This is a genomic window from Luteolibacter arcticus, from assembly GCF_025950235.1.
In the GTDB taxonomy this organism is placed as follows: domain Bacteria; phylum Verrucomicrobiota; class Verrucomicrobiia; order Verrucomicrobiales; family Akkermansiaceae; genus Haloferula; species Haloferula arctica.
Window position 1 is genome coordinate 57153 of the sequence record NZ_JAPDDT010000018.1, and the last position, 25267, is coordinate 82419.

At 62.7% G+C, this 25267-nt stretch carries 23 protein-coding genes; 5 read left to right on the plus strand and 18 right to left on the minus strand.

From position 1 onward, the window contains the following. Positions 1 to 205 precede the first annotated feature (205 nt). Together OKA05_RS25160 and OKA05_RS25165 are read right to left on the minus strand one after the other, a co-directional pair. A complete protein-coding gene (locus OKA05_RS25160) occupies positions 206 to 838 on the minus strand; it encodes a peroxiredoxin (RefSeq protein WP_343226998.1) in 633 nt (210 codons plus the stop codon). Positions 839 to 995: 157 nt separating this feature from the next. Next, complete coding sequence (locus tag OKA05_RS25165; protein ID WP_264489977.1) at positions 996 to 1331, minus strand: hypothetical protein; 336 nt, start codon at positions 1329 to 1331, stop codon at positions 996 to 998. Between the two features lie 78 nt (positions 1332 to 1409). Between OKA05_RS25165 and OKA05_RS25170 the strand changes: the two genes are divergently transcribed. The 5 genes from OKA05_RS25170 to OKA05_RS25190 all read left to right on the plus strand — a co-directional run bounded on the left by OKA05_RS25170 (position 1410) and on the right by OKA05_RS25190 (position 7817). Further along, positions 1410 to 1727, plus strand: coding sequence for a hypothetical protein (locus tag OKA05_RS25170; RefSeq protein WP_264489978.1), 318 nt, complete (start codon positions 1410 to 1412; stop codon positions 1725 to 1727). Positions 1728 to 1778: 51 nt separating this feature from the next. Next, positions 1779 to 1967, plus strand: a complete 189-nt coding sequence (locus OKA05_RS25175) for a hypothetical protein (protein WP_264489979.1) — start codon at positions 1779 to 1781, stop codon at positions 1965 to 1967. A 111-nt stretch (positions 1968 to 2078) separates the two neighbouring features. Continuing rightward, the gene (locus OKA05_RS25180) at positions 2079 to 3968 is read left to right on the plus strand and encodes an ABC-F family ATP-binding cassette domain-containing protein (RefSeq protein WP_264489980.1); all 1890 of its coding nucleotides are present in this window, start codon (positions 2079 to 2081) and stop codon (positions 3966 to 3968) included. Between the two features lie 204 nt (positions 3969 to 4172). Then, positions 4173 to 7193 carry a serine/threonine-protein kinase gene (locus OKA05_RS25185; RefSeq protein WP_264489981.1) on the plus strand — a complete coding sequence of 1007 codons (3021 nt, stop codon included), beginning with the start codon at positions 4173 to 4175 and terminating at the stop codon, positions 7191 to 7193. Positions 7194 to 7259: 66 nt separating this feature from the next. Continuing rightward, the gene (locus OKA05_RS25190) at positions 7260 to 7817 is read left to right on the plus strand and encodes a sigma-70 family RNA polymerase sigma factor (protein ID WP_264489982.1); all 558 of its coding nucleotides are present in this window, start codon (positions 7260 to 7262) and stop codon (positions 7815 to 7817) included. Between the two features lie 113 nt (positions 7818 to 7930). Here OKA05_RS25190 and OKA05_RS25195 read toward each other — a convergent pair whose 3' ends face one another. From OKA05_RS25195 to OKA05_RS25270, 16 genes are all read right to left on the minus strand, one after another. After that, complete coding sequence (locus tag OKA05_RS25195; RefSeq protein WP_264489983.1) at positions 7931 to 8530, minus strand: pyridoxamine 5'-phosphate oxidase family protein; 600 nt, start codon at positions 8528 to 8530, stop codon at positions 7931 to 7933. A gap of 19 nt (positions 8531 to 8549) precedes the next feature. Next, positions 8550 to 9503: an alpha/beta fold hydrolase gene (locus OKA05_RS25200; protein ID WP_264489984.1), complete on the minus strand. Its 954-nt coding sequence runs from the start codon at positions 9501 to 9503 to the stop codon at positions 8550 to 8552. 35 nt (positions 9504 to 9538) lie between these two features. Continuing rightward, entirely contained in the window at positions 9539 to 10210 is a 672-nt protein-coding gene (locus OKA05_RS25205; RefSeq protein WP_264489985.1) for a type 1 glutamine amidotransferase domain-containing protein, read from the minus strand. 38 nt (positions 10211 to 10248) lie between these two features. Then, positions 10249 to 10539 (minus strand): putative quinol monooxygenase, encoded by a 291-nt coding sequence (locus OKA05_RS25210; protein ID WP_264489986.1) that lies wholly within the window; start codon positions 10537 to 10539, stop codon positions 10249 to 10251. Between the two features lie 252 nt (positions 10540 to 10791). After that, positions 10792 to 12258: an antibiotic biosynthesis monooxygenase gene (locus OKA05_RS25215; RefSeq protein WP_264489987.1), complete on the minus strand. Its 1467-nt coding sequence runs from the start codon at positions 12256 to 12258 to the stop codon at positions 10792 to 10794. 48 nt (positions 12259 to 12306) lie between these two features. Continuing rightward, entirely contained in the window at positions 12307 to 13110 is an 804-nt protein-coding gene (locus OKA05_RS25220) for a DJ-1/PfpI/YhbO family deglycase/protease (protein ID WP_264489988.1), read from the minus strand. Positions 13111 to 13334: 224 nt separating this feature from the next. Further along, positions 13335 to 14984: a glycoside hydrolase family 5 protein gene (locus tag OKA05_RS25225; RefSeq protein WP_264489989.1), complete on the minus strand. Its 1650-nt coding sequence runs from the start codon at positions 14982 to 14984 to the stop codon at positions 13335 to 13337. Positions 14985 to 15199: 215 nt separating this feature from the next. Continuing rightward, the gene (locus OKA05_RS25230) at positions 15200 to 15772 is read right to left on the minus strand and encodes an NADPH-dependent FMN reductase (RefSeq protein ID WP_264489990.1); all 573 of its coding nucleotides are present in this window, start codon (positions 15770 to 15772) and stop codon (positions 15200 to 15202) included. A 62-nt stretch (positions 15773 to 15834) separates the two neighbouring features. Then, on the minus strand, positions 15835 to 16410 hold the full coding sequence (locus tag OKA05_RS25235; RefSeq protein ID WP_264489991.1) for a hypothetical protein: 576 nt from the start codon (positions 16408 to 16410) through the stop codon (positions 15835 to 15837). A gap of 14 nt (positions 16411 to 16424) precedes the next feature. Beyond that, positions 16425 to 17711 (minus strand): putative porin, encoded by a 1287-nt coding sequence (locus OKA05_RS25240; RefSeq protein ID WP_264489992.1) that lies wholly within the window; start codon positions 17709 to 17711, stop codon positions 16425 to 16427. 71 nt (positions 17712 to 17782) lie between these two features. Then, positions 17783 to 19231, minus strand: coding sequence for a tetratricopeptide repeat protein (locus OKA05_RS25245; protein WP_264489993.1), 1449 nt, complete (start codon positions 19229 to 19231; stop codon positions 17783 to 17785). A gap of 63 nt (positions 19232 to 19294) precedes the next feature. Continuing rightward, entirely contained in the window at positions 19295 to 19996 is a 702-nt protein-coding gene (locus OKA05_RS25250) for an energy transducer TonB (RefSeq protein WP_264489994.1), read from the minus strand. After that, a complete protein-coding gene (locus OKA05_RS25255; protein WP_264489995.1) occupies positions 19997 to 20401 on the minus strand; it encodes an ExbD/TolR family protein in 405 nt (134 codons plus the stop codon). 6 nt (positions 20402 to 20407) lie between these two features. Then, complete coding sequence (locus OKA05_RS25260; RefSeq protein ID WP_264489996.1) at positions 20408 to 21958, minus strand: MotA/TolQ/ExbB proton channel family protein; 1551 nt, start codon at positions 21956 to 21958, stop codon at positions 20408 to 20410. Next, a complete protein-coding gene (locus OKA05_RS25265) occupies positions 21955 to 22743 on the minus strand; it encodes a DUF3450 family protein (RefSeq protein WP_264489997.1) in 789 nt (262 codons plus the stop codon). Before OKA05_RS25265 ends, OKA05_RS25260 begins: the two co-directional genes overlap by 4 nt. Positions 22744 to 22829: 86 nt before the next feature. Continuing rightward, a complete protein-coding gene (locus tag OKA05_RS25270; protein ID WP_264489998.1) occupies positions 22830 to 25175 on the minus strand; it encodes a beta-helix domain-containing protein in 2346 nt (781 codons plus the stop codon). Between the last annotated feature and the right edge of the window lie 92 nt (positions 25176 to 25267).

Genomic DNA, 25267 nt, shown 5'->3' on the forward strand with positions numbered 1-25267 from the left:
CCTGCGGCTTTCATGGCGCGGAGGTGTCAGGGCGAAGCGGGAGCATGGGGTGCTCCGGGGTGCTCCGGGGATCTCCGACAGCTGTTAGAGCGGCTTCGACCGCACCCGTAGAGTGAGGACCACTTTGCGGACCACTGGCACACAAAAAAGCGCGGCTGCGGATTTCCCCGCAGCCGCGCTTGCTTGGCAAAGAGATCGGATAAGCTCAGTTCGCGATCGCGAGGTAGTCGGACACGCCCTGGTGATCCGGCGTCATCGCCTTGTCGCCGCGGTTCCAGTCCATCGGGCAGACTTCACCGAATTGCTCGAAGTGCTGGAGTGCATCCACGAGGCGCAGCGCCTCGCGGATCGAGCGGCCAAGCGGCATGTCATTGACGACCTGATGGCGGACGATGCCTTCCTTATCGATGAGGAAGAGGCCGCGATAGGCGACAAGCTCGCCGCGCACGACGAGGTTGCCGTTCTCATCGATGTCGTAGTCGCCGGCGAGGACGTCGTAGGAGTCGGAGATGGTCTTGTTCACATCGGCGACGAGCGGGTAGGTCACGCCCTCGATGCCACCCTTGGCCTTCGGCGTCTGGAGCCATGCCCAGTGGGAAAATTCGGAGTCGGTCGAGCAACCGACGACCGCGACGTTGCGGGACTCGAACTCGGCGAGTTCTTCCTGGAAGCGATGGAGCTCGGTCGGGCAGACGAAGGTGAAGTCCTTCGGGTAGAAGAAGAAGACCACGTACTTTTTGCCGAGGAATTGATCGAGGGAGAAGTCCTCGATGATGGCGTTTCCGGCGACGGCCTTGGCGGTGAATGACGGGGCTTTCTTACCTACGAGAACGGGCATGGTGGTGGGCGATTGGTTGGAGAGATTGAAATCCGGCGGGCCGGTAGCTGCCACCCGCACGGCGGGCAACCCTTTTTCAGGGAGCATCCGACGGACCAACCTTGATGCTAGAAGGAAATCCGCTGTCGGGCAATGCGTTGCAAACGCTCAGGGAACATCACTCTGCCTCGTCGTGGCCCCATCCACGAAACTCACCAAAAATCACGTCGCCCGTGGCCCTTGCTTCATCACTCAATTTGATGCCCGTCGGGTCATCCGGGTTCTCCCACTCAACTGACTCCTCATCGACAAAGAAGTCGATTTTCACCAACTCCATGAACTCCTCGGCTAGACCTTCATTCATCCGAATCATCGCCTCCTCAAGGGAAAGCGCGTGGATGTAACACCTGACTGCCGCACCTGCATATTCCTGCGGGGCGAGCTGGCATCCATCCAACGGCCTCACCTCGATGCATCCAACGAATGACCTGTTGTCTTTTGAGGCAGGCGACATGATATTTTCTATCATCTGATGAAGCGGAATGCCACCAAATCAATTCCGACCGCATCCTGGATGCGACTCGTCGGGAAAATGCCCCTTGAAGAACTTTGGACGATCGCGGGCCGGACCGGGCATGTCCGCCTCCGCCACCTGACGGGCAGTGAGGTGGAGTCCTTGTTGAAGACCTTTCCCGACCTGCGACTCGTGGAAGCCCAGCTCGCGGCGGAATTGAGATGGTATCCGCGGGGCGACTACGGGTTCTGGCGTCAGCACGCTCGCATTCATGCCGCGGAACCGGGCAACCAGCGTCCGCTGCATGATTTCCCGGACTCGATGTGCTATATCGTTTCCGAATGGGTCGAGACCGCGACGCAGGACCAGGTCTTACTGTTTGAACAATACCATTAGAGCCCTCCGACTCAGCCTTGCCCGGATTTTCGGAGATACTATGGTGCGGACGTGAGTAGCGTTCACGAAATCGAGGCCGCGGTGGAAAAGCTCTCCCGTTCCGAGCTTGCCGCTTTTCGCGACTGGTTCGACGGGTTCGACGCGGAGGCCTGGGACAAACAAATCGAGGCCGATGTGGCCGCAGGGCGGCTTGACGACTTGGCAGACGAAGCCATCCGCGACCTTCGGGAGGGCCGCTGATGGTGTCCCGTCCGCGTTTCAGGCCCAATTTCCGCCGCCGTGGTTTCGCGTGGCAAGCCCGCCGCTTCCCCCTTGCCTTTCTGGCGGGGATGGACCGTCATCCCCGCGGTCATGTCCGCACTGCTTTCCGCCAATGAACTCCGCCTTTCCTACGGCTACCAGACGCTGCTGGATGGCGTGACGCTTGCCGTTTCCGCCGGGGAGAAAGTCGGGCTGGTGGGGCGGAATGGCTGTGGCAAGACTTCCCTTCTGAAGATCCTGACCCGCTCGCAGCAGGCGGACTCCGGGGAGATCTCGCTGCGGCGGTCGTTGCGGATCGGCTATTTGCCGCAGGAGTTCGAGCTCGATCTGGAGTTGAGCGTGCAGGAAAACATCGCTGCCGGGGCCGCGGATGTGGTCGAGGCGATCCGCCGCTACGAGGAGGGCGATGGCTCGGAGGCGGAGCTGTCCGACTTGCTCCACCTGATCGATCACGCGGATGGCTGGAATCTCGATGCGCGGATCAAGGCGATGGCGACCGCACTGGGCACGCCGCCGCTGGAGGCGACCGTGGGTCCGCTGTCCGGGGGTGAGAAGCGCCGCGTGGCATTGTGCCGGTCGCTGGCATCGCAGCCTGACTTGCTTTTGTTAGACGAGCCGACGAACCACCTGGATGCCGACTCGATCCGCTGGCTGGAAGACTTCCTCAGGACCTATGCGGGCGCGGTGATCTTCGTGACGCACGATCGCTATTTCCTCGATGTGATCGCGACGCGCATCATCGAGATCGACAACGGCAAGGCGTATTCGCATCCGGGCAACTACACGGCGTATCTGGAATCGAAGGCGGTGCGCCAGCAGATCGCGGAGCAGACGGAGCGCCGCCGCCAGCGCTTCCTGCGCGAGGAGCTGGACTGGGTGCGCTCGGGAGTGAAGGCGCGCGGCACGAAGTCGCGGCATCGGATGGATCAATTCTACGAGATCGAGGGCATGGAGGCTCCGCCGGAGGAGCGCGAGATGGATCTTCTCATCCCACCGCCGCCGGAGCTGGGCAATACCGTGGTAGATCTGGAAAGCGCGGGCGTGAACGTGGGCACGGAGGCCTCCCCGCGCTGGCTCTTCCGCCATCTGAATCTCAAGCTGGAGGCTGGCCAGTGCACCGGCATCGTGGGTCGCAACGGCGTGGGCAAGACGACCCTGCTCAAGGTCTGCCTCGGCCAGATGGACCCGAGCGAGGGCACGGCGACCATCGGCAAGAAGGTGCGGATCAACTACATCGACCAGACCCGGATGGCGCTCGATGCCAAGGGTTCCCTGTTAGACGAGATTTCGGATGGGAATGAGAAGCTGCAATTCGGCGACCAGATGCTGGGCGCACGGGCTTACCTGCGGCGCTTCTTGTTCGATGACCGGCGGATCAATGAGCGTGTCGATTTGCTGTCCGGTGGCGAGCGCGCGCGACTGATGTTGGCGAAGGTGCTCAAGACCGGCGGCAATCTGCTGGTGCTGGACGAACCGACGAACGACCTCGATCTCCCATCGCTTCGGATGCTTGAGGAAGCGCTGGCGGACTTCGATGGCTCGGTGCTGGTGGTTTCGCACGATCGCTATTTCCTCGACCGCATCTGCGACCAGGTCATCGCGTTTGAGGATGGCGGCGTGAGGGTGCAGCCGGGGAACTACTCTTACTATCTGGAGAAGCGCCAGGCTCGCGAGCAGGTCGAGCGGATGCACGCACAGGCGGCGGCCCGCGATGCGGCGGCGCGGCAAAAGGCGGCGACGGCCCCTGCGACGACCAAGGCGCGCAAGCTGACCTTGGCAGAGCGAAACGAATTGGAAGGGATGGAAGAGACGCTTCTCAATGCGGAGGAGAAGGTCGCGCAATTGGAAGCGAAGCTGAGCGACCCGGAGTTCCAGAAGAACTACGAGGAGATCCCGGGGACCGTGGCGAAGCTGGATGAGGCAAAGGCGAAGGTGGCGCGGCTTTACAAGCGGTGGGAGGAGTTGGAGGCGTTGGGATAAAGTGGTCCGTCCACTCCGTGTGCGGCATCCGAAGCAAGGGGTGCCTCAAGAACACCCCATTTGGCTGGGCCAACGATCACAGCGCAGCGCTCTACGCCGCATCTCCCTGCCCCGCCCGGGCATGCCTGAGGCCTACAAAGGGGAGTCCGCTGCCGTTTTGGATTTGTGATCGAACGCGAAATGGGGGAAGACTTCCCCATTGCGATGAACTTTTCTCCAGATGAAGTCATCGAGCTCTTCAATCAAGCGCTGGAGCGCACCCCCGCCGAGCGCGCGGCGTGCCTGGACCAGGCATGTTCGGGCGACTCCGGCATGCGGCACCGGATGGAAGAGCTTTTGCGGGCACACGACAGCGCTGGCGCTTTCCTGCAGACCCCGGTGAGCCTGCTGCATGCCGCCGAGCCCATCGGCGAAGGCCCAGGCAAACGAGTCGGCCGGTACAAATTGATCCAGCAAATCGGGGAAGGCGGATGCGGCGTGGTCTTCCTCGCCGAGCAGGAGCAGCCGGTGCGCCGGGAGGTCGCCCTCAAGATCGTGAAGCCCGGCATGGATACCCGCAGCGTGATCGCGCGGTTCGAGTCCGAGCGCCAGGCGCTTGCCATGATGGAGCACCCGCACATCGCCCAGGTGTTCGACGCCGGCGCGACGGAAGCGGGCCGTCCCTACTTCGTCATGGAGTTGGTTCGTGGCGAAAGAATTACCGACTACTGCAATCATCGGAAAATGACGCTGAAGGAGCGGCTGAAGCTCTTCGTGCAGGTCTGCCATGCGGTCCAGCATGCGCACCAGAAGGGCATCATCCATCGCGACCTGAAACCGTCGAATATTCTGGTCAGCACGACCCAGGAGGGGGAGCCGTTGCCAAAGGTGATCGACTTCGGGATTGCGAAAGCGACGGCCGGCCAGCAGTTGACGGACAGGACCTTTTTCACGGCATTCGAGATGTTGGTGGGCACGCCGGCATACATGAGCCCCGAGCAGGCGGACCTGAAGAATTTGGACGTGGACACCCGCACCGACATCTACAGCCTGGGCGTGTTGCTCTACGAGCTGCTGACCGGCACGATGCCCTTCGAGGTTCGCGAGATCCAGAAGGCGGGGCTCGATGAAGTCCGCCGCGACATCCTCGACAAGCTGCCCGTGCGGCCCTCGATCCGTCTGAAAAGCCTGACCGCCGGGGGCCTCGGGACGTCGTCGCAGCAGCGGCATGTGGAAGCTCCGCGGCTGCCCCGGCTGATCCGGGGGGATCTCGATTGGATCGTGATGAAAACGCTCGAGAAGGACCGCTCGCGGCGCTATCCCACGGCCAACGCGCTGGCACTGGACGTGCAGCGCCACCTCGCGAACGAACCGGTCACCGCACGACCGCCCAGCAGGCTCTATCAGGTCGGCAAGCTGGTGGCCCGCAACCGGCTGCTGGTCGGGAGTCTCGCGGTGATCGCGCTCCTGCTGGTGACGAGCCTCGCCACCGTGTCGCTCTCGCTGGCGAGGGAACGGACGGCTCGCGAGCAGGCGGAAAGCGAGAGAACCAAGGCCAAGGAGGAAGAAAAGAAGACGAGCCGGGCGAACGAGGTGCTTGGCGAGATGCTGAGCAGCGTGGCCCCTTCGATGGCGCTGGGGAGGGACACCACGATACTGCGCGAGCTTCTCGACCGGACCGACGGGGAGATCTCGAAGAATCTGAAGGACCAGCCCGAGGTGGAGGCCAAGCTGAGGATGCTGCTGGGGAATTCCTATTTCGAGATCCGGGACATCGGGTCTGCCGAACGAATGCTGCGGCGGGCGCTGGAAATCTATGAAGCCTCGGACCGCCCGAAGCGCCTTGAGACCGCAAGCGCGAAAAGTGCCTTGGGTTACATCTCCCTGAGCAACGGCGACCTCGAGGAAGCCGAAGCATATTTCAAGTCGGCGGATGAACTCTGGCGGGAATTCGGTCCGAAGGGTAAAGAGGGAGAGATCCGCACGATGGAGTACCTCGCCATCATGCGGTCGCGCCAAGGTCGGAACGAGGAGGCTGAGTCCCTCATGCGGCGTGTTTACGAATCGCGTCGAACCCGCAATTCCCCGGAGGATCTCGAACTCATCAATACATTGACCAGCTTGGGCCTCGTCCTGCATGGCGCTGGAAAATATGCCGAAGCGGAGAGCAGCTATCGCGAGGCTCTCCAGATGATGCACCGCAAGCATGGCGCCGAACACCCAATCCAATTGGGAACGATGATGAACCTCGCCAAGGTGACCTCCGCACAGGGCAAGGCCGATGAGGAAAAGGGTTTCCTGCGAGAAGCCGTGGCCCTCTACCGGAAGCGCTTCCACCCGGATCATCCCGGCCGCTTGGAGGCGACGCTCAAGCTGGCGGAAGTGCACCGGAAGGCAGGCGACCTCGCCAGCGCGGAGCCCTTGTATCGCGAAGTCATCGAGAACGGCAGCGGCAAGGACGATGCCAGGCCGACATCCGCCAATGCATCGCTTTCCCTGGTCCAAGCGCTGTTAGCGAAGAAAATGACCGGTGAGGCGAAGACCGTGCTCGATCAGGCACTCACCGCGGAGTTCATGGCGACTCCGGCATGCATCCCGCTGCTGGAAACACGGGCGAGCCTGCTGGCTCGAGCCGGGCGCTGGAAGGAAGCCGTGGCGGATGCCGCCAAGCTGGTCGAGATGCAGCCGGATAACCACGAGCGCTATCACAAGCTGGCGCCGCTGCTGGTCGCCGCGGGAGATCACGAAGCCTACCGGCATCTGTGCCCGGAGATCGTTGTTCGATTTGCCGCGACCACGAATGCCCGCATCGCCGACCGCATGGCGAAGGACTGCCTGATCCTGCCAGGCGCGGTGGAGGACCTGGCACCCGTCGGCCGCATGGCGGATCTCGCGCTGAAAGGCGGCGGAAACGATGTCGCGCTGCCCTTCTTCCAAGTGTGCAAGGCCCTGGCGGATCTCCGCCAAGGGAACTTCGCCGCCGCAGCCGATCTCGCCGGGAAGGCAGTGCCATCCTCTTTCAAGGAAGCGGAAGTGGAGGCATTGGCGGTGGGGGCAATGGCCTTGCAGCGGATGAACCAGCCGGAAGAAGCGAAGAGGCTGCTAGCGCAGGGCACCACCACCTTTGAGACGAAGCTGTCGAAGCTGGAATCAGGCGAGTTGCGGGGAAACTGGGAGGACTGGGTGATCGCGCGTGCGCTGCTGGAGGAAGCACGGGCCCTGATCGACGGCGGATCTCCAAAGTAGCGGCCCGGCTCAGCGAGGGATTGCGTTCAACCGCTGGCATGGCTAAAGCAATGACGAGCCGCATCCATGAGCGATTTCACCGTGATGTTAAGCGCCGTCCAGGAAGGACGTCCCCAGGCGGCAGAGGAATTGCTGCGGGCGGTGTATGACGAGCTCCGCAAGCTCGCCGCGTACCGCATGGCACAGCAGCCCCCGGGGCAGACGTTGCAACCGACCGCCCTCGTCCACGAGGCATGGCTGAAACTGGTGGGATCCAATCAGCCCAGCTTCGAAGACCGCGGACACTTCTTCGCGGCCGCGGCCGAGGCGATGCGCCACATCCTGATCGACCGTGCCCGCCGCAAGCTGACCCGGCGGCACGGGGGGAATCTGGAGCGGGTGGATGCGGATGAGTTCGAGCTCGTTGCCCCGATGACAGACCAGCAGTTGCTGGATCTGCACGAGGCCCTGGATCGCTTTACCGGGATGCACCCGGTCCAGGCGCAGGTGGTGAAGCTGCGCTTCTTCGTGGGGATGAATCACGAGGAGATCGCTCAGCTCCTCGGGATCTCGGTTTCCACGGTGAAAAACTACTGGAACTACTCCCGCGCCTGGCTTTACCGGGACCTCGGGGAAGAAATCTGAGCGCCACGCCCGCGGGCGGCGGTTCGTTCGTTCGCTCGCGCATGTCGCGGCTTGAAGTCCTTCCACGGGAAGCAAGCGCGCCGCCGATTCTCCGTGAAGCAATGCGAGGAGGTTCATCGGTCCTGGATTTCGAGCCGGGCCTCCAGCTCCGCGATGCGCGCCTTGAGCACGCTCACGGCCTCCCCGACTTCAGCCGCCGTGAATCTCGGGGTGATGTACTTGGGGCAGTTCCAGTCGAAGCTGACGACCCTGACGCGGACGATGCGCTCGGTGATCTTGTGGACATCCGCATCGGCAATTTCCCCCACGAGAGCCGCATGATCGCGCGCGTCGAGGACTTCGGCATGGCCGTAGATCTTCAGTCGCGTGCGCCGCGGGTAGTCCATGAAGAACAAGCACACGCGATCATTGGCGGCGACGTTCCCCGTCGTGAGCATCTGGCGGTTACCCTTGTAGTCGGCGAAAGCGAGGCTGGCCGGATCCGTAACCTTTACAAAGCCCGCCGCACCGCCGCGGTGCTGCATGTAAGGCCATCCGGTTTCGCTGACGCTTGCCATGTAAAAACTGTCACGCGATTCGATGAACGCCTGCTCCTCCGGCCCGAGCGGATCGTCGGCCGCAGCAGGCGGAAGGATCTGCGAGCGCCCGAAGTAATGCTGCTGGGCGGCCAGCACCGAGGGAGTGAAGGCGAGATCGAGGAAACGGTGAGCCATCGCGATCCTGTGGAGACTTCTACTTCCCGGTGTGTTTGTCGAGAAATCCCCGGATCAATCGGGCAATCTCCGCCCCGTCCTCCTCCAAGGCAAAGTGACCGGTGTCGAAAAGGTGGAAGTCCACGTTCTTCAAGTCGCGCTTGTAGGGATGAGCCCCCGCCGCAGGGAAGATCTGGTCGTTCTTGCCCCACACGATCAGCGTCGGCGGCTGGTGCTTGCGGAAGTACTCCTGCCACTTCGGGTAGAGCGGCGGGTTGCTCCCGTAGCTGTGGAAAAGGGCAAGCTGGATCTCCTGGTTGCCGGGCCGGTCGAGCAGCGGCTGAACGTGGCCCCAGGTATCGGGACTGATTGCTTCGGGATTGCGAACGCCGGTGGTGTATTGCCACTTCGTTCCATCGATCGTCAGCAGCGGTCGCAGCTTGTCACCGTTCTCCTCGCTACGCTCTTTCCAGTAGGCTCTGACGGGCTTCCAGAAATCGTTGTCGATGCCTTCCTCATACGCATTGCCATTCTGGATGATGAGCGTCCGGACGCGCCCCGGATGTTTCGCGGCCAGGCGGAATCCAACCGGCGCGCCATAGTCCATCAGGTAGATGGAGTATTCCTTCAGACCGATCTGCTCCGTGAGCTTCTCGACGACGTTCGCGAGATTGTCGAAGGTGTAGTCGAATTCAGCCACGGATGGAGCCGAGCTGTAGCCGTAGCCCGGATAGTCCGGAGCGACGACGTGGTACTTGTCGGCCAGGGCGGGAATCAGATTCCGGAACATGTGGGAGGATGTCGGAAAGCCGTGCAACAGGAGCACGGCGGGCGCCTCCCTCGGACCGGCCTCGCGGTAGAAGATGTCGAGGCCGTCGATCTTCACCGTGCGATGCAGGACCTGGGACGGATTCGGCTCGGATCCGGAAGATACGGGCGTGGCGATAGCGGCCAGGGCGGCAAAGGCCAGCCTGCACAGAAGTTTGGTTTTCATGGGAATGATTCGTTTCGTACGTTGGATCGCGGTTACTAGGATTGCAGTAGTAAAATCATCTTCTCGGCGACACCCTTGGCGGATGCAGGGTTCTGGCCGGTGACCAGCCTCCCATCGGCGATGCTGAAGTCACCCCACGGTACGGTTTTGTGGAAGATGGCACCCTGGATCCTCAGCGCGGTTTCCAGCTCGAATGGCACGTCGGCTTTCGCGTAGTTCTCCTCCTCCTCGTTGGTGAAGGAAGAGACGTTCTTCCCTTCGAGGAGGAAGGTGCCGTCGCTCAGCTTCACGTTCAGCAACGATACGGGTCCGTGGCAGACGGCGCCCACGACTGCGCCGCGCTCCCAGGTTTCCTTGATCACCTTCTTGAGGAGCGGATCCTCCGGCATATCGACCATCGGCGCGAGGCCGCCGGGCATGAAGATGGCCTCGTAGCCGCTGGCATCCACGTCGGACAGCTTCTTCGCCTTCTGCATGTCGGCCCAGCCCTTCCCGATGAGAAAGGCGAGATTGTCAGGATCGTCGGCCAGATTGAGCGCGTCCAGATACGGGGTGTCGCCGCTCAAGCTGGCGAAGTCGATCTGGTAACCGGCCCCCGCGAGTTCGGCATACGGATGCGCCACTTCGGGCAGGAAATTGCCGGTCCTCCGGTTGTTAGGCCCGATGGAATTGGCGTTGGACACGATGAATAGTATTTTCTTGGACATGGCAGACTGGGTCGTTGGGGGTTGAAAAAAAATGCGGCTTACAGCAGGACCTTGACCGCGATCACCTCGCGGCTCTCGAGGTGGGGGATGATGCCGGCCGCTACGATCCTCTGGTAGTGGTCGGACTTGCGGTGGGCTTCGACGGCGTCAGCGTCGGCGTAGCGCTCGTGAAGGACGAGCTGACCGGGATCACTCTCATTCTGGTAGATCACGTAAGACAGGTTGCCTTCCTCGTTCCGGGTCTTCTCGGCGAGCTCGGGAAGCATGGCGAGGACGCGCGGAATCTCCTGCTCCTTGATCTTCCATTTCACGATGAGTTGCTTGGCCATGGATCGGTCAGATTTGGTGGTTCGGCGGCTCCGGGCGAATGGCCGCTACCAGGTTAAGCGAGATTTCGCGGAAGAATGGCCAAGCGGGACGCGAATAATCTCCGGCGATCCCATGGCACCCGGTGCGGCGGGCTACTTCACACCGCTCTTCGTGGCATCCAGGATGACTTCCACCGAGAGCTTGAGGTCGCTGTTGCCTAGCTTCCTGTATTCCATGGCTCCGGTTTCTTCTTGGTTTGAATCCGCCTCTGATCACTTCCCTCCATCGCGGATGAGCGGGGCGAACTCGATCAGCGTGTGAAGCCCGTCCTGGAAAGGCTGCGTCTTGCTTTTCGCCTGCAGGTATTCGACCACCGGTTTCGTGGCGGGGAATTCCAGATGCGCGGCGAAAGCTTCGTCGCTCCGGAACTTTTCAAAGGTCACGAACTTCGTGTCGTCGTTCCCGATCTGCGATAGCTGGTAGGTGACCACACCCGGTTGCCCCCGGAACGCTGGCATCGCGGCGTGATACGTTGTCTTGAACTCGTCCTGCGTCCCCTCCCTCGAATCGACAAACAGCATGATGGTGATCGGCCTGTCACCGCTCCCCGGCGCGCGTCGCCAGTGCTCCTTCGAGAGAGGCTCCAGGTCTGTCACATGATGCGTCTCGGCCGGTTTTGCCAGGGCCCCGGCTTTCAGAGCTTCGATCGCGATTGCTTGCGGGCTCTGCTGGAAGCGATCCAGTTCGCTCCGGTTCTTCCACCGCTCGATCAGCCACAGCACGTCCCGCTCTTCCCGTTCGTGATAGGCTTCCGCCTGAATGTTGCCTCCATCCTCCAGGGCTTCGGACACATACCCGGACAGCGCTTTTTGAAACGCTTCCCGGGCATCCGGCTTCACGTCATAGCGGACGAGTCTTCCGGCCACATCACGGTGACCAAGCTGCTCTAGCAGCGCTTTCCCGACGCTTCCCGCGGATTGAGGATTCTGCCCGGTCACCACCCGCTGATCGCTGGCCACATGGGGCTGCCAGGGATCGGCTTTCTCGAAGATCGCTCCCCGCTCGATCAGCTTGGACTCTAGCAGGAATGGAACCACCCGGTCCAGCTTGACCGCGGCTTCCTCTTCATTGGTGAAGGCGCTGACCTTCTTGCCATCGACGAGATACTCGCCGCTGCTGAGCTTGACGTTCACCAATCCCGCCGGGCCGTGGCACACCGCGCTGACGACTCCACCGCTCTCGTAGATCTTCGCCGCGATCGCCGCCAGACCAGCGTTGTCGGCGAAATCCCACATCGATCCGTGACCACCGGCATAGTGGATCGCAGCGTAGTCCTCGGGATGCACGTCCGATGGCTTCAGGGTGCTTTCGATCTCGCGCCGGCAAGTGGCATCGCTCCAGAACCGATGGTTCACCGGGTCATCTAGATCAAGACCCTCCACCGGTGCCTTGCCGCCTTTGGGGCTTACGAAGTCGATGTCATATCCGGCATCTTTCAAGATCGCCCACGGGTGGGATACTTCGGACAAATAGAAACCGGTTCTCTCGCCGGTGTTTCCTTTTTGATCGTGGCTCGTGACCACGAATAAAACCTTCCTCTTCACGGTGTCCGCATCCTGGGCTCTCACCGGCAGGCCACCCGACAGAAGCAGGGCCATCACGATCCCGGCGGCCTTCCGCAGCAAGGCCGCAAGGCTGTGGCGCAAGCCGAATCTCCTGAAAAGGAATAGGAGTAGCATCACGGTCATCGGTTTGGGTCCGGTTGGGGTTGAATGTTCCGTGCGCAATCAGCGGGCGATCAGCCAGTCCTTCACCGCGATTGAGAAATCGGCGACGTCGATCGGATGTCGGCTGGTGATCAGGTTGCCATCGGTCACCACCGGCTGCTCCAGCACCTCGCCACCCGCATTCTTGAGATCCACCTGGATGTTCCAGTACCCGGTCAGCTTCTTGCCCTTGAGGATGTCAGCCGAAGCGAGCACCACCGGCGCGTGGCAGATGGCGGCGATGAGCTTGCCGGTCTTGTTGAACTCCCGGATGAAACGAATGACGTCCTTGTCGTAGCGGAGGTTGTCCGGGTTCCACGCCCCGCCGGGGATAAAGATCGCATCGTATTCATCCACTCGGATCTGGTCGGCAGTGCGGTCCACTTTCAGCCAGCCCACCGGATTGAGATACTGGATGGCCATGATGTGGTCCTTCGCCATCTCCGGCGTGCTGAGGCCGTAGCGCGCGGGGGCCGGGGTGAATTTCGGGGCCACGATGTCCACTTGGGCTCCGAGAGCCCGGAAATACCAGGCGGGGCCGGTGAGCTCGATTTCCTCGAAGCCGTCGGAGGCCAGCACGGCGATTCGCTTTCCTTTCAGCAGCGTCGCTTCCTCTTTCTTCACCGGAGTGAGGAAGAAAGCCTTCAACGCCTCGTTGCCCGGAGCACTGAGGAATTGGGCTACCGGCAGCGACGCGACCGCCGGCTTCGTCGTGAGCTGGTTGATGACCTCTAGCTCGTGGGCGCTGTGGGTCTGGGCGTGCGCATGGAACGCGGAGATGATGCTGAGAGTAGCGCTAGCCAGGATTGGGGTAGGAAGTTTCATGGTGTTGCAGGGTTCGCCGCCTCGTTCATGGAAAACGGCAGTTCAGCCCAGCAAACGAGATTCCCGGGAGAAAAGGACAGCCCCCCGAAAAAAAATCGCATGAATGAATTCGGGGCCTTCCTTAGAAAGCCCGCTCGCTCGCGGCATCCGGATCCTGCCGCTCATCGATCATCCTCCGACTTCCATCGGCAGATGGATGAGCCGGCCCCTTGATCGGCTCGACATCACTTCCCGAACAATGCCTCGCGCAGCAGCGGCTTCCCCTGCTCCGCATCCCAGTAGCCGAAGCCGGCTTTCCAGTCCCACATGGCCCATGGGATGCCGCGCTTCTCGGCGGCGAGGCGGAAGTCGCGGATGTAGCGGGTGCGGCTGGCGGCGTCGGCCTCCTTGAAGCAGCCGAACTCGCCGATGTGGATGGCCCGGCCGAAGTGCTTCGACCACGCGGTGGCATCGTCTAACAAAAGTTCAAAGGTGGCGGCGGTGCAGGGATTGTCGGTGCCCTTGCGGGTATTGTAGGCATCGAGCCACGAGACGAGGCCGGCGTTTTCCTTCAGAGAATCCGGCACCGCGACGGGTGTGGCCGGTGGCCCCGGGTACGAGATTCCTCGTAGATCCTGGAAGCCGACCCAGCCGGCACGCTGGTGGGTAAACTGGAAGGGCTCGTAACTGTGGATGCTGGTGATGATGCGGTCATCGCCATCCGGCAGAAAATAGCGATCGAGTCCCGGGACGGACGCCCACTGCGGCGGATTCACCAGGATGATGCGCTGCGGATTGACCGAGCGGATCGCGGCAATGGCTTGGGCGTGGACTCTTGTTAGAGTGTCGTGATCGAGCGCGCCGTTCGGTTCATTGAGCAGTTCCAGGTAGAGTTCCGGGGGCCAGCTTTTGAAGTGGGTGGTGATGGTCTTCCAGCCGGCGGCGAAGGCGGCGCGATTCGCCTCGGGCTCCTTCACCAGTGCCTCGTAGTGGTGCCAGTTAAGGAGGACGATGAGCTTGCGTTCGATGGCGCGCGTCAGCACCGGTTCGAGCTCGGCGAGCAGGGCGGGCTTGATCGCGCCATTCTCCAGATGGAAATGCCACGCGACCGGCACGCGGATGTGATCGAAGCCCTGGTCCGCGACGAGATCGACGTCCTTGCTGTCGTACTTGATGCCCCAGGTGCCGGGCTCGGCTTCCCAGCCATTACCGAAGTTCACGCCGCGCTTGAGCTTGGCAGCCGCGCGATGGGCGGGTGTGTCCGCGGACAAAATCCTCGGAGCCTTGAAGTCCGGCGTGGTCGCGGCACGTGTGTGAATGGTCAGGGTCACCGGCACCCCGGCCTTCACCTCCAGCTTCGTCACCAGCGGACGCCCATGCCATGACGCGGCGACGCGCTTGCCCTTCACGGCTTCGCGGCCGGCAAGCGGCCATGCGGAGGCAGCGGGATAGGGGCGCCATGGTGAATCCCAGCCGGCGGGCTTGCCTTCAGCTTCTTCCTCGAAGCTGCCGTTAGAGAGTGCCGCGCCCTTTGCGGATAGATCGTCCCAGAGGACTTCCATCTGGCGCAGCACGCCGGGCCGCGCTTCGCCCCACGGGCCATTCAGATCGAGCTCCAGCGTGCCATCGTGCGACGGCGTGAACTTCACCACGACTTCCTTCCACTTCCACCACGTGATCGGAAACGTGATGTCAGTGAGCCGCGCCCGCTTCTCCGGTGTCTCCTCATAGTTGCCCGGAAGGCATTCGCCGATGGAAACGGAGGCCTCCTTCAAGGGTGCGGCCTCAGCCGGGACGCGGAGAAAGAGGCGCGCTTGTGCGGGTTGGAACGGGACGAATTCCTCCGCGGCGAGGGGCGCGATGAGGGCCAGGGAAAGAATGAGGCGGGAGAGCATTGGGGGCGATACGGGGAAGATGGCGGAGGGCTGTCTGGGAATGTTCGTGGCCGCCATCTTATCGCGCCCTTTTGGGGCGCCCGTTGTGGGTGACGGTGAACCCGGGGCAGCGCCGCGCTTGGCCCGGGCTGAGGGATTTCGCCCCGTTGGGGCTTAAGGAGCGTGGAAATTCTGTCACGCCGTGTCGACGGGATGTCGACACTCCTTATGGGCGGTCACGCCAGCTTCGTGGCGAGCGAGATGACGTCCCGGATGACGCCGCGGACGGACTTCAGGGCGGAGTCGTCGGTGAGCTTGCCGCTCTCGTCAAACTTATCCGGGGCACCGCTGAGGGCGAATTGCTTCGGCACAACGAGCACGCCGATGTTTCCGAGGATCGAGCGGAGGTGAACCAGGGCACGCAGTCCACCGAGCGCGCCGGGCGAGGCGGAGAGCAGGCCGGCGACCTTGCCGCGATAGGCGGAGAGCGATGGCTCGTCGTCCGTTTCGGTGCGGCTCACCCAGTCGATGAAGTTCTTCATCAGCGGGGTGATCGAGGAGTTGTATTCGGGTGAGACGAAGACGATGGCATCGGCGGCGGTGAACTTCGCCTTCAGTTCCTTTGCAGCAGGCGGCAAGCCTTCGGCGTCTTCGAGGTCCTGATTGAAGAGCGGCAGCTCATAGTCATTCGAGTCGATGAGTTCGACCTCTGCGCCGGCTTCGGTGGCGAGTTGCGCGGCCACTGCGGCGAGCTTGCAATTGACGGACCCGCGGCGGGCACTGCCCGGGAGAATGAGGAGCTTCGGCATGCCGCAAGCTAGCCCAGACCCGGACGAGGGAAAGCGCGGCGTTTCCCGGAAATGATCGACCCCTACTTGCCGACCACCGGCAGGCGCAGGAGCAGGTCCAGATTGTAGCGGAGGCCTGCGGAAAGCGCGGCGACATCGATCGGCTCGGGGCCGTAGATCCTCGCCAGCAGGTCACGCTTCCGCGTGTCCTTCTCGGCCGCTGCCTGGGCGACCTGCGATTCGAAGGCCTCGAAAAGCTGCTGCTTCATCTCCGCCACCGGTTCGAAGGACGGAGCCGGCTGGCTCTCGACGGCGGCAGGAGCATCAGGCCGCGAGACAAGTCCGGTATCGACCTTCTTCCCGCGCGGCTTGCCCGTGATGCGGAATGACTGCGCTCGGCCGTCGGGAGCGAAGGCGACTTCGAGATCGAGTGGCACCTCGGCCCACGAATTCGCCTGGTGGAGGACGGTGATGCGCACCGTTTCACCGCCGTCTTGGGACTGGGTCACTACCGGCTTGGTCGTGCGGTAGCGCTGGCCATCGAGCGAATAGCGGGCGGACCCATCGCGCGTCCAGCCATTGAGCCGGGCACCAAATGCCTGCTCATCAAAGGCAGCGGCGGAGGCGGAGAGGATGAGGGAAAGGAGAAGGACTTTCACAGCAGGAAGTTGGGTCAGAAGGAAAGCCGGGCACCCGAGTGCCAGATCCACGCATCGGTATCGAAGCCCGCGCCTTGCTGATCCTTCAGCAGCACGTGTTCGATACCATTCATGATGACGAGCTCGTCCTTATAGAGGTGAAGGTTCGCTCCCAGATAGAAGGAATGATACTCGTCCCCCACGAATACGGGGCTCGAGTCGAAGTAGGGATCGGAGCTCACCCCCATGCCACCCACGAGACCGGCCGGATCGTCGGTATCCGCGTAATGGTAGCGGCCCACGATGCGCAAGGTGCCGGGCAGCGCCCAGTAGCTCGGCGTGAGCGAGACGCCCCAGGCATTGGTGTTGCCATTGGCGAGGATGAAGTCACCGCTGAAGCCGAGGTTCCCTTGCTCGACCTCGATGCCCGTCGAAATCAGGTGGCGGAAGGCGGGATTCCTCGCGATGAGCTGGTTGCCATTGGACGAACGGCGGCCGGCCACGTTGTAGCGCGGGATGGCCGGGCTGCTCTCATTGTCGAAATTGTAGATGTAGTCTAGATGCCAGCGGCTTCGGACGGGTCCACCGCTTTCCCCCCGGGTCACCGTTTCGTAGGCGAGGTTGGCAAGCAGGAAGCCGTCGCCCTCGATCCCACCGATATTGGAGTCGTTGTCGGAGGAGAACCAACCGAGCCCCCAGTCCCAGCGGTCGGTGTCCTGGCCGACCATCAGGCCGAGAGTGCTGGCCGGCGCGACCATGTTCGTCAGGAAGGAGCGCTCCGGCGTCAGCAGATGCTGCGGCTCGGTGCGGTACTCCGCGGTGAAGCCGGGACGCATCTTCCCGTAGCTGACAAAGGCATTGTCGAGAAAGCGCGTGGTGCCCTTGAAGCGCTCGATCCCGTTGTAGTTCGAGTCGCCGGCGAATTCGGCCACCGCTTCGATCTCGGTATTCCGGAAGGCGCGCAGCCGGGCTCCCAGCCGTGCGCGGCGGGTGCGGGTGCCATCGAGATCGACCTCCCTTCCGCCTTCCGGCGTGGCCTGGCCCCAGGCACCGCTCCAGTGAAACAGTCCGCTGATGGCAAGCTGCTGCACCCAGGGATTCGACGGATCTTCAAACAGGACGGCACGCGACCATACGGGATCGAGCGGACTCGGTGCCCACTCGTCGGAGAGCATGGTGACCTCCTCGGCCACCGCATCCTCCGCGGCGGGGGGCAGCGGCACGTCGGCGGCTTCCTTCCTGCCTTCGAGCACGTCGAGCGCGTCATTGGCATGGGCAGACGCCATCAGGAGAAGGGTTGCTCCAAGATGCAAGGCGTGCATGGGATTCATCGGGGAAAGGTTGCGCGACATGGCTTCCAGTCTTGTGTCTTGAGTCTTCAAGTCTTGCGTCTTCACTTGGCTTCCGCGCGCTCCTTGGCCTCGCGCTCCTTGCGGAGGGTTTCGCGGTCGGCGGCGCGTTTCACGCGGCTGATGTATTGCTCCAGGCTGGCTTTGTCGCCGGGCTTTAGGGAAAGGGCGCGCTCCAGATAGGGGAGGCCCTCGACATACTGTTTCTCCCGTATCAGCAACTGCCCGAGTCCTAGGTTCGCCTGATAGGCCACGTCCGGTTTCTCCAGCGCGAGCTTGAAGTGGGACTTGGCCTCGCCGAGCTGGGTCGTGCGTTTGGCTTCGTCCTCCTCGTTCTTTGCAATCGCGTCGTAGTTCTTCGCAAGCTCCAGCAGCACCTCGGCGTTGCCGGGATCGCGGGCGAACAGGTCGCGGAGGAGATCGCCTACCTTGCCTCGCTCACCGGCGCTCTGGGCAATGCGAACGCGCACCAGATCGAGGTCGAAGTGATCCTTCGAACTCAGCGTGGAAACCGTCGCCACCTTGTTGACGAAAGCCTCGGCCTTCTCAGGATAGCCGTAGTCGTTCAGGATGCGGGCGGACTTCAGGGCGCGAGGGACGTCGAGCTTGGGCGACTTCTCGATCGCATCCAGATAGGCGAAGAGGGCGAGCTGCGCCTCGCCTTGCTCCATGTAGAGATTGCCGAGCAGGTTGAGCTCGCTCTCGGTGGCGAGGCCCTTTAACCGCAGCACTTCCAAGTTTACCGCGGCATCGATCTTCTTGTCCTGGCCGATCAGCGCGTTCGCCTGCTGGAGCCAGAGCTGGCGGTCCTCGGGATTCTCCGCGATCAGGGTGTCGAGCATGCTAGTCGCTTCGGCGAGCCGGTCCTGCTGCATCAGCGCCTGGGTGAGACCGACCTTCCAGTCACGGTTCTTCGGGTCGAGCAGGTAGGCCTGGCGGTAGGCGTTCTCGGCCGCGAGGGCGTTCTTCTGCTGGAGATAGCAGTAGCCGAGCATGCCGTAGGTGCGCGGGCTGCTCTCGCCGAGTTCGACGGCCTTCTGGAGCACCGGCAGCGCTTCCTCCAGCTTGTTCTGGGAAATGTAGAGATACCCGAGATTCGTGTGCGCGCGACGGAAGCGCGGGAAGCGGCGGATCGCCTCGAGGAAGGCCCGGCGCGCTTCATCCGGGCGGTCGGAGGAGAAGTAGAGATTGCCCAGCACGAAGACCATCGTCGCACTGATGTCGCCCGGCTTCTTCTCCGGATCGGTCGGGGCCTCCACCTCCTTGATGAAGCGCACGATCTCCTGCTCGGCCGCCTTGAACTGGCTCTGGCCGAACAGTTCCTGGACCTTGGAAAGCAGCGCCTGCTCATCGGCCGAAACTTTGGGCTCAATGTCGGAAAGGATGCCGTAGCTGCCGACGAACTCCTTCACGAACTTCGGATCGCGGAACAGGATCGGCGGCGCGGTGATCGATTCGGCCTGCGCTGCGGCCCCCATGAGTGCGGCGAACACGGTGATCGCCATGTGCCGCCACCCCGGTCTTGTGTCTAGAGTCTTCAAGTCTTGCGTCTCCTGTTAGCTTTTCTTCACTTCGAAGTTGAATGGCACCACGCAGCTCGCGCGGACATTGCGCCCGCCCTTTTGGGCCGGCTTGAATTTCCATTTCGACACTGCCGCCACAGCGGCCTTGTCGAGTTCCGGATGGGCCGATTGCTTGATCGAGGAAGAGACCACCTTGCCGGTTTCATCCACCACGCAGGCTACCAGCACCTTGCCGCCGATTCCCTTGCTGAGCAGCGTGCTCGGGTAGTTCGGCTGGATCTTGCTGACCGGCGTCGGCGGGGCATCGACATCATCCATCATGCCCCCTCCCCCGCCATTTCCACCGCCGCCACGGCGGCCGCCGATGCGAGGTACGCTCACGACAAAGCTCCCGGTGCCCGGGCCCGAGGCTAGGTCCGCCGCATCGAGTCCCAGGTCGATGTCATCGGAAGGCTCATCCGACATCTCCTCGGGCGCATCCGCCTCGGCAATATCCTCGGACTCATCCATTTCTTCCGGCTCGGAAAGGTTCTCCGGTTCCACTGGTGGCGGCGGAGGAGGAGGTGGAGGAGGCGGGCTGAGATCGACGATCACGATCTCTTCCTTGGATTCCTCCTTCTTCCCGCCCCGCAGCACGAACGATGCGATCCCCCCGACCACGACGATGCCGAGCAAGATGGCAATCAGCTTGCGATGCTGGCTCTTCGGCTTCGGGGGCTGGCGGCGGGCGGTCATTTACTGCGGCTTCTGCGTGGCCAGACCGATCTTGTCGATGCCCAGGCGGCCGAGGACATTGAGCACATCGGTCACCTCGCGATAACGTGCGGCGGTGTCGCCGCGCACCACCACCGGAATGTCGGTCACGGTTGCCTTCATCGCGGTGAGCTTGGTCTCGAGCTCATCCAGCGTGACCGGCGTCGTGTTGAGCTGGATCTTGCCCTCCGCATCCACGGTGATGGCCTGGATCTTCGGGACGCTGAGATTCTTGGAGGCGCTCTTGGAAGCCTTCGGCAGCTCCACCTTCATCCCCTGCACGCCAGCGGCGGTCATCACGATGAAAATGAGGAGCAGCACCAGGTAGAGGTCCACCATCGGCGTGACGTTGATGTCGTCAGGTGTCTTGTCGTCTGCGGAAGCCATGGCGTTTTATTCGATGGAGCGCGAAACCGCGCCGGAGTTTTCGGACCCTTGATAGAACTCGGCCATCTTCGCGACGAACTCGTCGATGAAGACGTGCATCTCGGCGACCATGTCCTTGATCCGCGTATTGAGATAGGAATAGACGAACAGCGCAGGAATCGCGACGACCAGACCGGCCACGGTCGCGAGAAGCGCGGAGGCAATCCCGGGCGCGATCGAGTTCACATCCACTTCCCCGGACTTCGCGATGATCGCGAAGGTGATCATCACCCCGACGACGGTGCCCAGCAGGCCGACATAGGGGCCACCGGCGATGCTGATCGTGAGGTAAACGAGGCCGTTGGTGAGCTTGTGCTGCACCCGCACCAGGCCGGCATCGAGCGCCGCGCGGATCGCCTGGATCGAGCGGCCGGTGAGGCCCTTCCGGTGGGTGCGGTCCTGCGCAAGCCGGTGGCGGATTTCCTCCGACCCGATGTGATAGATATCGAAGAAAGGCGATTTCTCGAGGAGCGCCTGCATGGACGCGTCGGCATTCCCGCCGAAGCTCTTCACACTGGCTTCGTTGGCGTGATCCAGCGCGGTGAGGTCCGAGGAAAGGAGATGCCACTGGCGCAGGAACTCCGCGTTCCCCTTCTGGACGGAGTTCAGGTAGAAGAATTTCCGCGCGGCGACGGTCCAGCCGACCGCGATCATCAGCACGCAGATGCCGATGGCGATCCAGCCGTCGAACATCATGTTCTTCGCGATGTCGCCGAAGAGCATCACGTGTTCCATCGCGCCGCCATGGGTCTTGCCGCCGCTCTTCAGCGCCTGTTCGATGGCACGGCCCCCGGTGGCGTCGAGCGGGACATTGCCTTCGCCGGTTTCGATGGCCTTGGCGATGGTGCCGTTGGTGTCGGCCAGAGGAACGATGGAGGCCAGGTTCGCGCCGGTGTCGGCAAGCGAGGCGACACCTTCGAAGGCCTTGTCCGCGGAGGCGAAAAGAACCGCGGGGCCGGCGAGAAACAGCTTGCCCTCGATCGCCTGGCCGGCCCTGCCGAGCGCCTTGCCGTCGAACTTGCTACCGCCAGCGAGAGCGGACAGGCGCTTGAGGCCGATGTCCAGGATCTTGAAGCGCTCGGTCACCTCGGCCCGCGGATCCTGAGCGGACGCGGTGGCCTTTTGGTCGAGGCCTTCGATCTCGGTGCGGTAGAGTTGGTGCTCCGCAGGATGCAGGCGGGAGACGATGGCCTTTCCATACTGGTTGAGCACTCCGGATGCGTAGATCACATCGGCCTTCCGGGTCTCCACCTCGCGCTCGAGCGTGCGGATCCTGGAGGTGCGCAATTCCTCGTCGCGCTCCAGTGTGCGGAGTTCCTTCGACAGCGAGACGACCTGGTCGTCCAGCTTGTTGACCTCGCGATAGAGGGCGAGGCGGAGGTCGGAGTATTCCTTCTTGGTCGAGAGCAATTCATCGCCTGCCTTCTTGATCGAGTCGCGGATGTTCTCCGCGGGACCAAGCGCAAGGGCGGACGAGGCGAGTCCGATCAAGGACACGATGACAAAACGGTGGATCATGGTTGGACGAGCGGAAGCTGGGTAAAGGTGGCGTCCTTTTCGCTGCCGGCGGACGTCACGAGTTGTTGGATCTGCGGCGCGAGGTCGGGGCGATCGGTGAATTTCCAGCCGTCCTTCTCCGGCCGGCCGACCACGGCGAAGCTGCCGTCCTCATTCACCCCATACGCCATGGCCAATCCGAAATAGACGACCTGCATCTTGAACTCGCGGCCCTGCGGGTCCGTGCGAAGCTCGGAATGCAGGTGCACCTGCTGCTGGAATTTCTCGACCTCGGCGAGCAGTTCGATGGCGTTGAAGAGCCGTTTGGAGACATCCTCGCCCTGTTTGTCTGGCGGGAGCTGGAGACTTTTCTGCAATGACTCCACGGCCACCGCGACTTTCGCCTCCTGGCGGAGCGGCGCGGGAAACAGCGGCAGCTTCACGGCCAGCTCCTGCTCCAGGACCCGGACCTGCTTCGCAAGTTCCTCCTGGGCGGCGGCGAAGCGGTCACGCTCGGTGAGCTTGTCGAGCGATTGCTTGTCGCCCCCCTCCTTGCGGGTCTTGGCACGCTCGATCTGCTCCTTGAGATCCTCGATTTCCTTCTCCAGGCCCTCCTTGTAGCTCCGGAGCACCTCGCTGTCCTTCTCCCAGGCGTCCTCCTCGGCCTGGATCTTTTGCATCGTCTCGATCCATTCGCGGACGGAGCCGCGGAGTTCGTCGGCACCGCGGGCAGGAGCTTTCGTCTCCTGCGCCATCAAGGGGAAGGTGGCGAAAATGACACCGGGAATCAGTCGGGAAAGGCGCATGGCGTGTAGCGGTGGAAAGAAAAACGGGGCCACCGGCATTTGCCGATGACCCCGATGTGACGGTTTCGTCAGAGAGCCCGCTTCGCTTATTCGGCGGTCGGGATCTCGATGCGGTAGAACTCCTTGTCCGGGGCACCCGTGAAGGTCGCATCAAGGGCAGGCGCCGGGGTGAAGGTTTCCAGCGTGGTGGAGCGGAAGACCGGGATGCTCAGCGTCACCTGGTCGCCGACCTTCTGAACGATCATCTGGTTACCGGTGACGAGATCTTCGATCGCGTCGGTGGTGTAGATGGAGGCGAACAGGGCGGTATCGTCGGTGCCGACTTCGAAGCCGAGTGCCACGAGTGCGGGGGTGACTTCGAGCGCGTCATCGACGCCGTCTTCGTCGATATCGGCGAACGGAGGCTCGCCGCCGCCGGTGTTCTCGCCTGCGCCCTGGAGGACGCCGGTGGCGGAGAACTTGGTCCAACCGGCTGCCCAGTTGTAGTCACCGAAGGCACCTCGGTAGTCCACCGGCACCGGGGCACCGGACTTCAGCGTCGCGCCATTGGTTTTGAGCAATGGCGAACCTGAAGCCGGACGAGGGTCCACGGCGGTCAGGAAGTTGCCCCCATCCCGGGTGTAGGCGGTGTAGCCAGGGTCGGTGTTGGACGGCGAGTTGTTGTCGAGCACCGCGCTGCTGATGGCGTTATAAATCAGGTTCGGTGTGTTGGAGCCCGTGACGTAGCTGGAATTGGTTCCCACGGTCACGCTCGCCGATCCGCCGCCGGCGACGGTATTGGCGCTCGTCGGTGCCGCGGTCACGCCGGTGGTGCTGCCGTTGGCCAAGGCAATGTTGAGGGTGCCGTCGTTGGCGGCATTAACCTTGGTCGAGATGGCGATGGCAGCGCCCGATCCGGTGACGTTGTAGTCGTTGTTGATCGCAGGAAGCGCGGCCAAGGCGGCGCGCACCTTGCCGCCCCAAACCGCAGCCGTGTCTCCGGTGATTGCGGGGACGTTCACGGTCAGCGGGGAGCCGGCGACCAAGGCACCGGTCACGGTCACGGCGATGTCGCCGCCCGCCGTGATGGTTCCTGCGGCGGTCGCAGTGTCGGCCTGCGGGTTCACCGCAGAGCCGAAGCGACCGATCGTATTGTGGGCGATCGCAGCGGTCGCGCCGGTGCTCTTGTTTGCCGAGTCGCGCAGGAACAGCGCATCCTGGGAGAAGTCGTCGATAACCGAGTTGTAAAGCTCGCCATTGAAGTAGTCGTCGAAGATCAGGCCGTAGTTGCCCTTCTCGGTAAGCACCTGGCCGAAGTTCTGGGCGATGGCGGAGAAGGTGTTGGCACGTCCCGGGCCGATGAGAGTCGCATTGTAAACGATCGGCTTGCTGAGGGTGATGCCTGCCTTCAAGACCTTGTTTGTGACGTCGCTGAACGCGGCATCATAGGCCGGCTGAGTGGCGGTGGTGCCTTCGATCCCGTCCGCTTCCCAGCCGCCGTCGGCGAAGCCTGGATTCTGGATCGAGAAGAGGAATTGGTGACGGCCGGTGTGACCGCTGTCGAAGTCGAAGCTGTCGTCCTGGTTGAAGGCCAGCACGATGTGGCTGGTGCTGACCGTGCCGCCGAAGAATTCGATGCCGTCGTCCTGGTTGGCATAGACCTCGATGTGGTCGATGACGGTCCCGGCACCGACGCCACCAAGGGTCAGACCATTGATCTCTTTGCCCGCGTCGAACTCGTACCCGCCGTGACGGATGGAGAGATAGCGCAGAACTCCGCTGTCGTCGTCGTCGTCCCGCGGCCTGGAGGAGTCGAAGCCGTACTCAATGGCGTCCGGCAGTGCTGGTGCATCCGAGTCGTCGGACGGCGAGGAGCTGGGGACGAACCCTTCGATCACGGCATTTCCGAGGTTATTGCCGGTGGTTCCGTCGAGGTGGCAGATGTAGGCGTTGCCGAGAAGGACCACGCCACCCCAGAGACCTGCGTCGGTCGCCGTAGGAGCCGGGCCGACCGCAGCATCGGCATCGAAGGGAGAATCGACACCATTGGCCACTTCCCACTCACGGACGGAAGTGAAGACAATCGGTTCCGCGGCGGTGCCGTCGGCTACCAGGCGACCACCACGGGCGGCCACCAGGCTGCCCACCTTGTCGTCAGCCCTGTTGGTCGGGGTTCCGTTCGGGTCGCTTGTGGAGGCGTAGATCTTGGTGCCCGGTTCGATCGTGAGCGTCACGCCGTTCGGGATGAAGACTTTGTCGGTAAGGAAATAATCGTTGTTCTTGGTCCAGGTCTGGCTGGTGGTCAGGGCGTTCACGCCGTTGACACCGCTACCGACGGTGCTGTTGAGCGGCGCGAGCGTGGTGATGACGTCGATCTGGGCGGCGAAGGCAGTGCTGGTGACTGCGGCGGCAAGTCCGGTGAGGACGCCGAGCGAATGGCATTTGGGAGTCATGAGGAGTCGTTTGGGGTTGTAGCTGTAAGCCGCCGCAACCATCCAACACCTGACTGGACCTGGCGTCCCGATTGTGGTGACGCTATCGTAAC

Excerpts from the sequence above, each read along its gene's own strand:
- OKA05_RS25160 (WP_343226998.1), bottom strand. The coding sequence starts at position 838 with ATGCCCGTTCTCGTAGGTAAGAAAGCCCCGTCATTCACCGCCAAGGCC.
- OKA05_RS25165 (WP_264489977.1), bottom strand. The coding sequence starts at position 1,331 with ATGTCGCCTGCCTCAAAAGACAACAGGTCATTCGTTGGATGCATCGAG.
- OKA05_RS25170 (WP_264489978.1), top strand. The coding sequence starts at position 1,410 with ATGCCCCTTGAAGAACTTTGGACGATCGCGGGCCGGACCGGGCATGTC.
- OKA05_RS25180 (WP_264489980.1), top strand. The coding sequence starts at position 2,079 with ATGTCCGCACTGCTTTCCGCCAATGAACTCCGCCTTTCCTACGGCTAC.
- OKA05_RS25185 (WP_264489981.1), top strand. The coding sequence starts at position 4,173 with ATGAACTTTTCTCCAGATGAAGTCATCGAGCTCTTCAATCAAGCGCTG.
- OKA05_RS25190 (WP_264489982.1), top strand. The coding sequence starts at position 7,260 with ATGAGCGATTTCACCGTGATGTTAAGCGCCGTCCAGGAAGGACGTCCC.
- OKA05_RS25195 (WP_264489983.1), bottom strand. The coding sequence starts at position 8,530 with ATGGCTCACCGTTTCCTCGATCTCGCCTTCACTCCCTCGGTGCTGGCC.
- OKA05_RS25200 (WP_264489984.1), bottom strand. The coding sequence starts at position 9,503 with ATGAAAACCAAACTTCTGTGCAGGCTGGCCTTTGCCGCCCTGGCCGCT.
- OKA05_RS25205 (WP_264489985.1), bottom strand. The coding sequence starts at position 10,210 with ATGTCCAAGAAAATACTATTCATCGTGTCCAACGCCAATTCCATCGGG.
- OKA05_RS25210 (WP_264489986.1), bottom strand. The coding sequence starts at position 10,539 with ATGGCCAAGCAACTCATCGTGAAATGGAAGATCAAGGAGCAGGAGATT.
- OKA05_RS25215 (WP_264489987.1), bottom strand. The coding sequence starts at position 12,258 with ATGCTACTCCTATTCCTTTTCAGGAGATTCGGCTTGCGCCACAGCCTT.
- OKA05_RS25220 (WP_264489988.1), bottom strand. The coding sequence starts at position 13,110 with ATGAAACTTCCTACCCCAATCCTGGCTAGCGCTACTCTCAGCATCATC.
- OKA05_RS25225 (WP_264489989.1), bottom strand. The coding sequence starts at position 14,984 with ATGCTCTCCCGCCTCATTCTTTCCCTGGCCCTCATCGCGCCCCTCGCC.
- OKA05_RS25230 (WP_264489990.1), bottom strand. The coding sequence starts at position 15,772 with ATGCCGAAGCTCCTCATTCTCCCGGGCAGTGCCCGCCGCGGGTCCGTC.
- OKA05_RS25240 (WP_264489992.1), bottom strand. The coding sequence starts at position 17,711 with ATGCACGCCTTGCATCTTGGAGCAACCCTTCTCCTGATGGCGTCTGCC.
- OKA05_RS25250 (WP_264489994.1), bottom strand. The coding sequence starts at position 19,996 with ATGACCGCCCGCCGCCAGCCCCCGAAGCCGAAGAGCCAGCATCGCAAG.
- OKA05_RS25255 (WP_264489995.1), bottom strand. The coding sequence starts at position 20,401 with ATGGCTTCCGCAGACGACAAGACACCTGACGACATCAACGTCACGCCG.
- OKA05_RS25260 (WP_264489996.1), bottom strand. The coding sequence starts at position 21,958 with ATGATCCACCGTTTTGTCATCGTGTCCTTGATCGGACTCGCCTCGTCC.
- OKA05_RS25265 (WP_264489997.1), bottom strand. The coding sequence starts at position 22,743 with ATGCGCCTTTCCCGACTGATTCCCGGTGTCATTTTCGCCACCTTCCCC.
- OKA05_RS25270 (WP_264489998.1), bottom strand. The coding sequence starts at position 25,175 with ATGACTCCCAAATGCCATTCGCTCGGCGTCCTCACCGGACTTGCCGCC.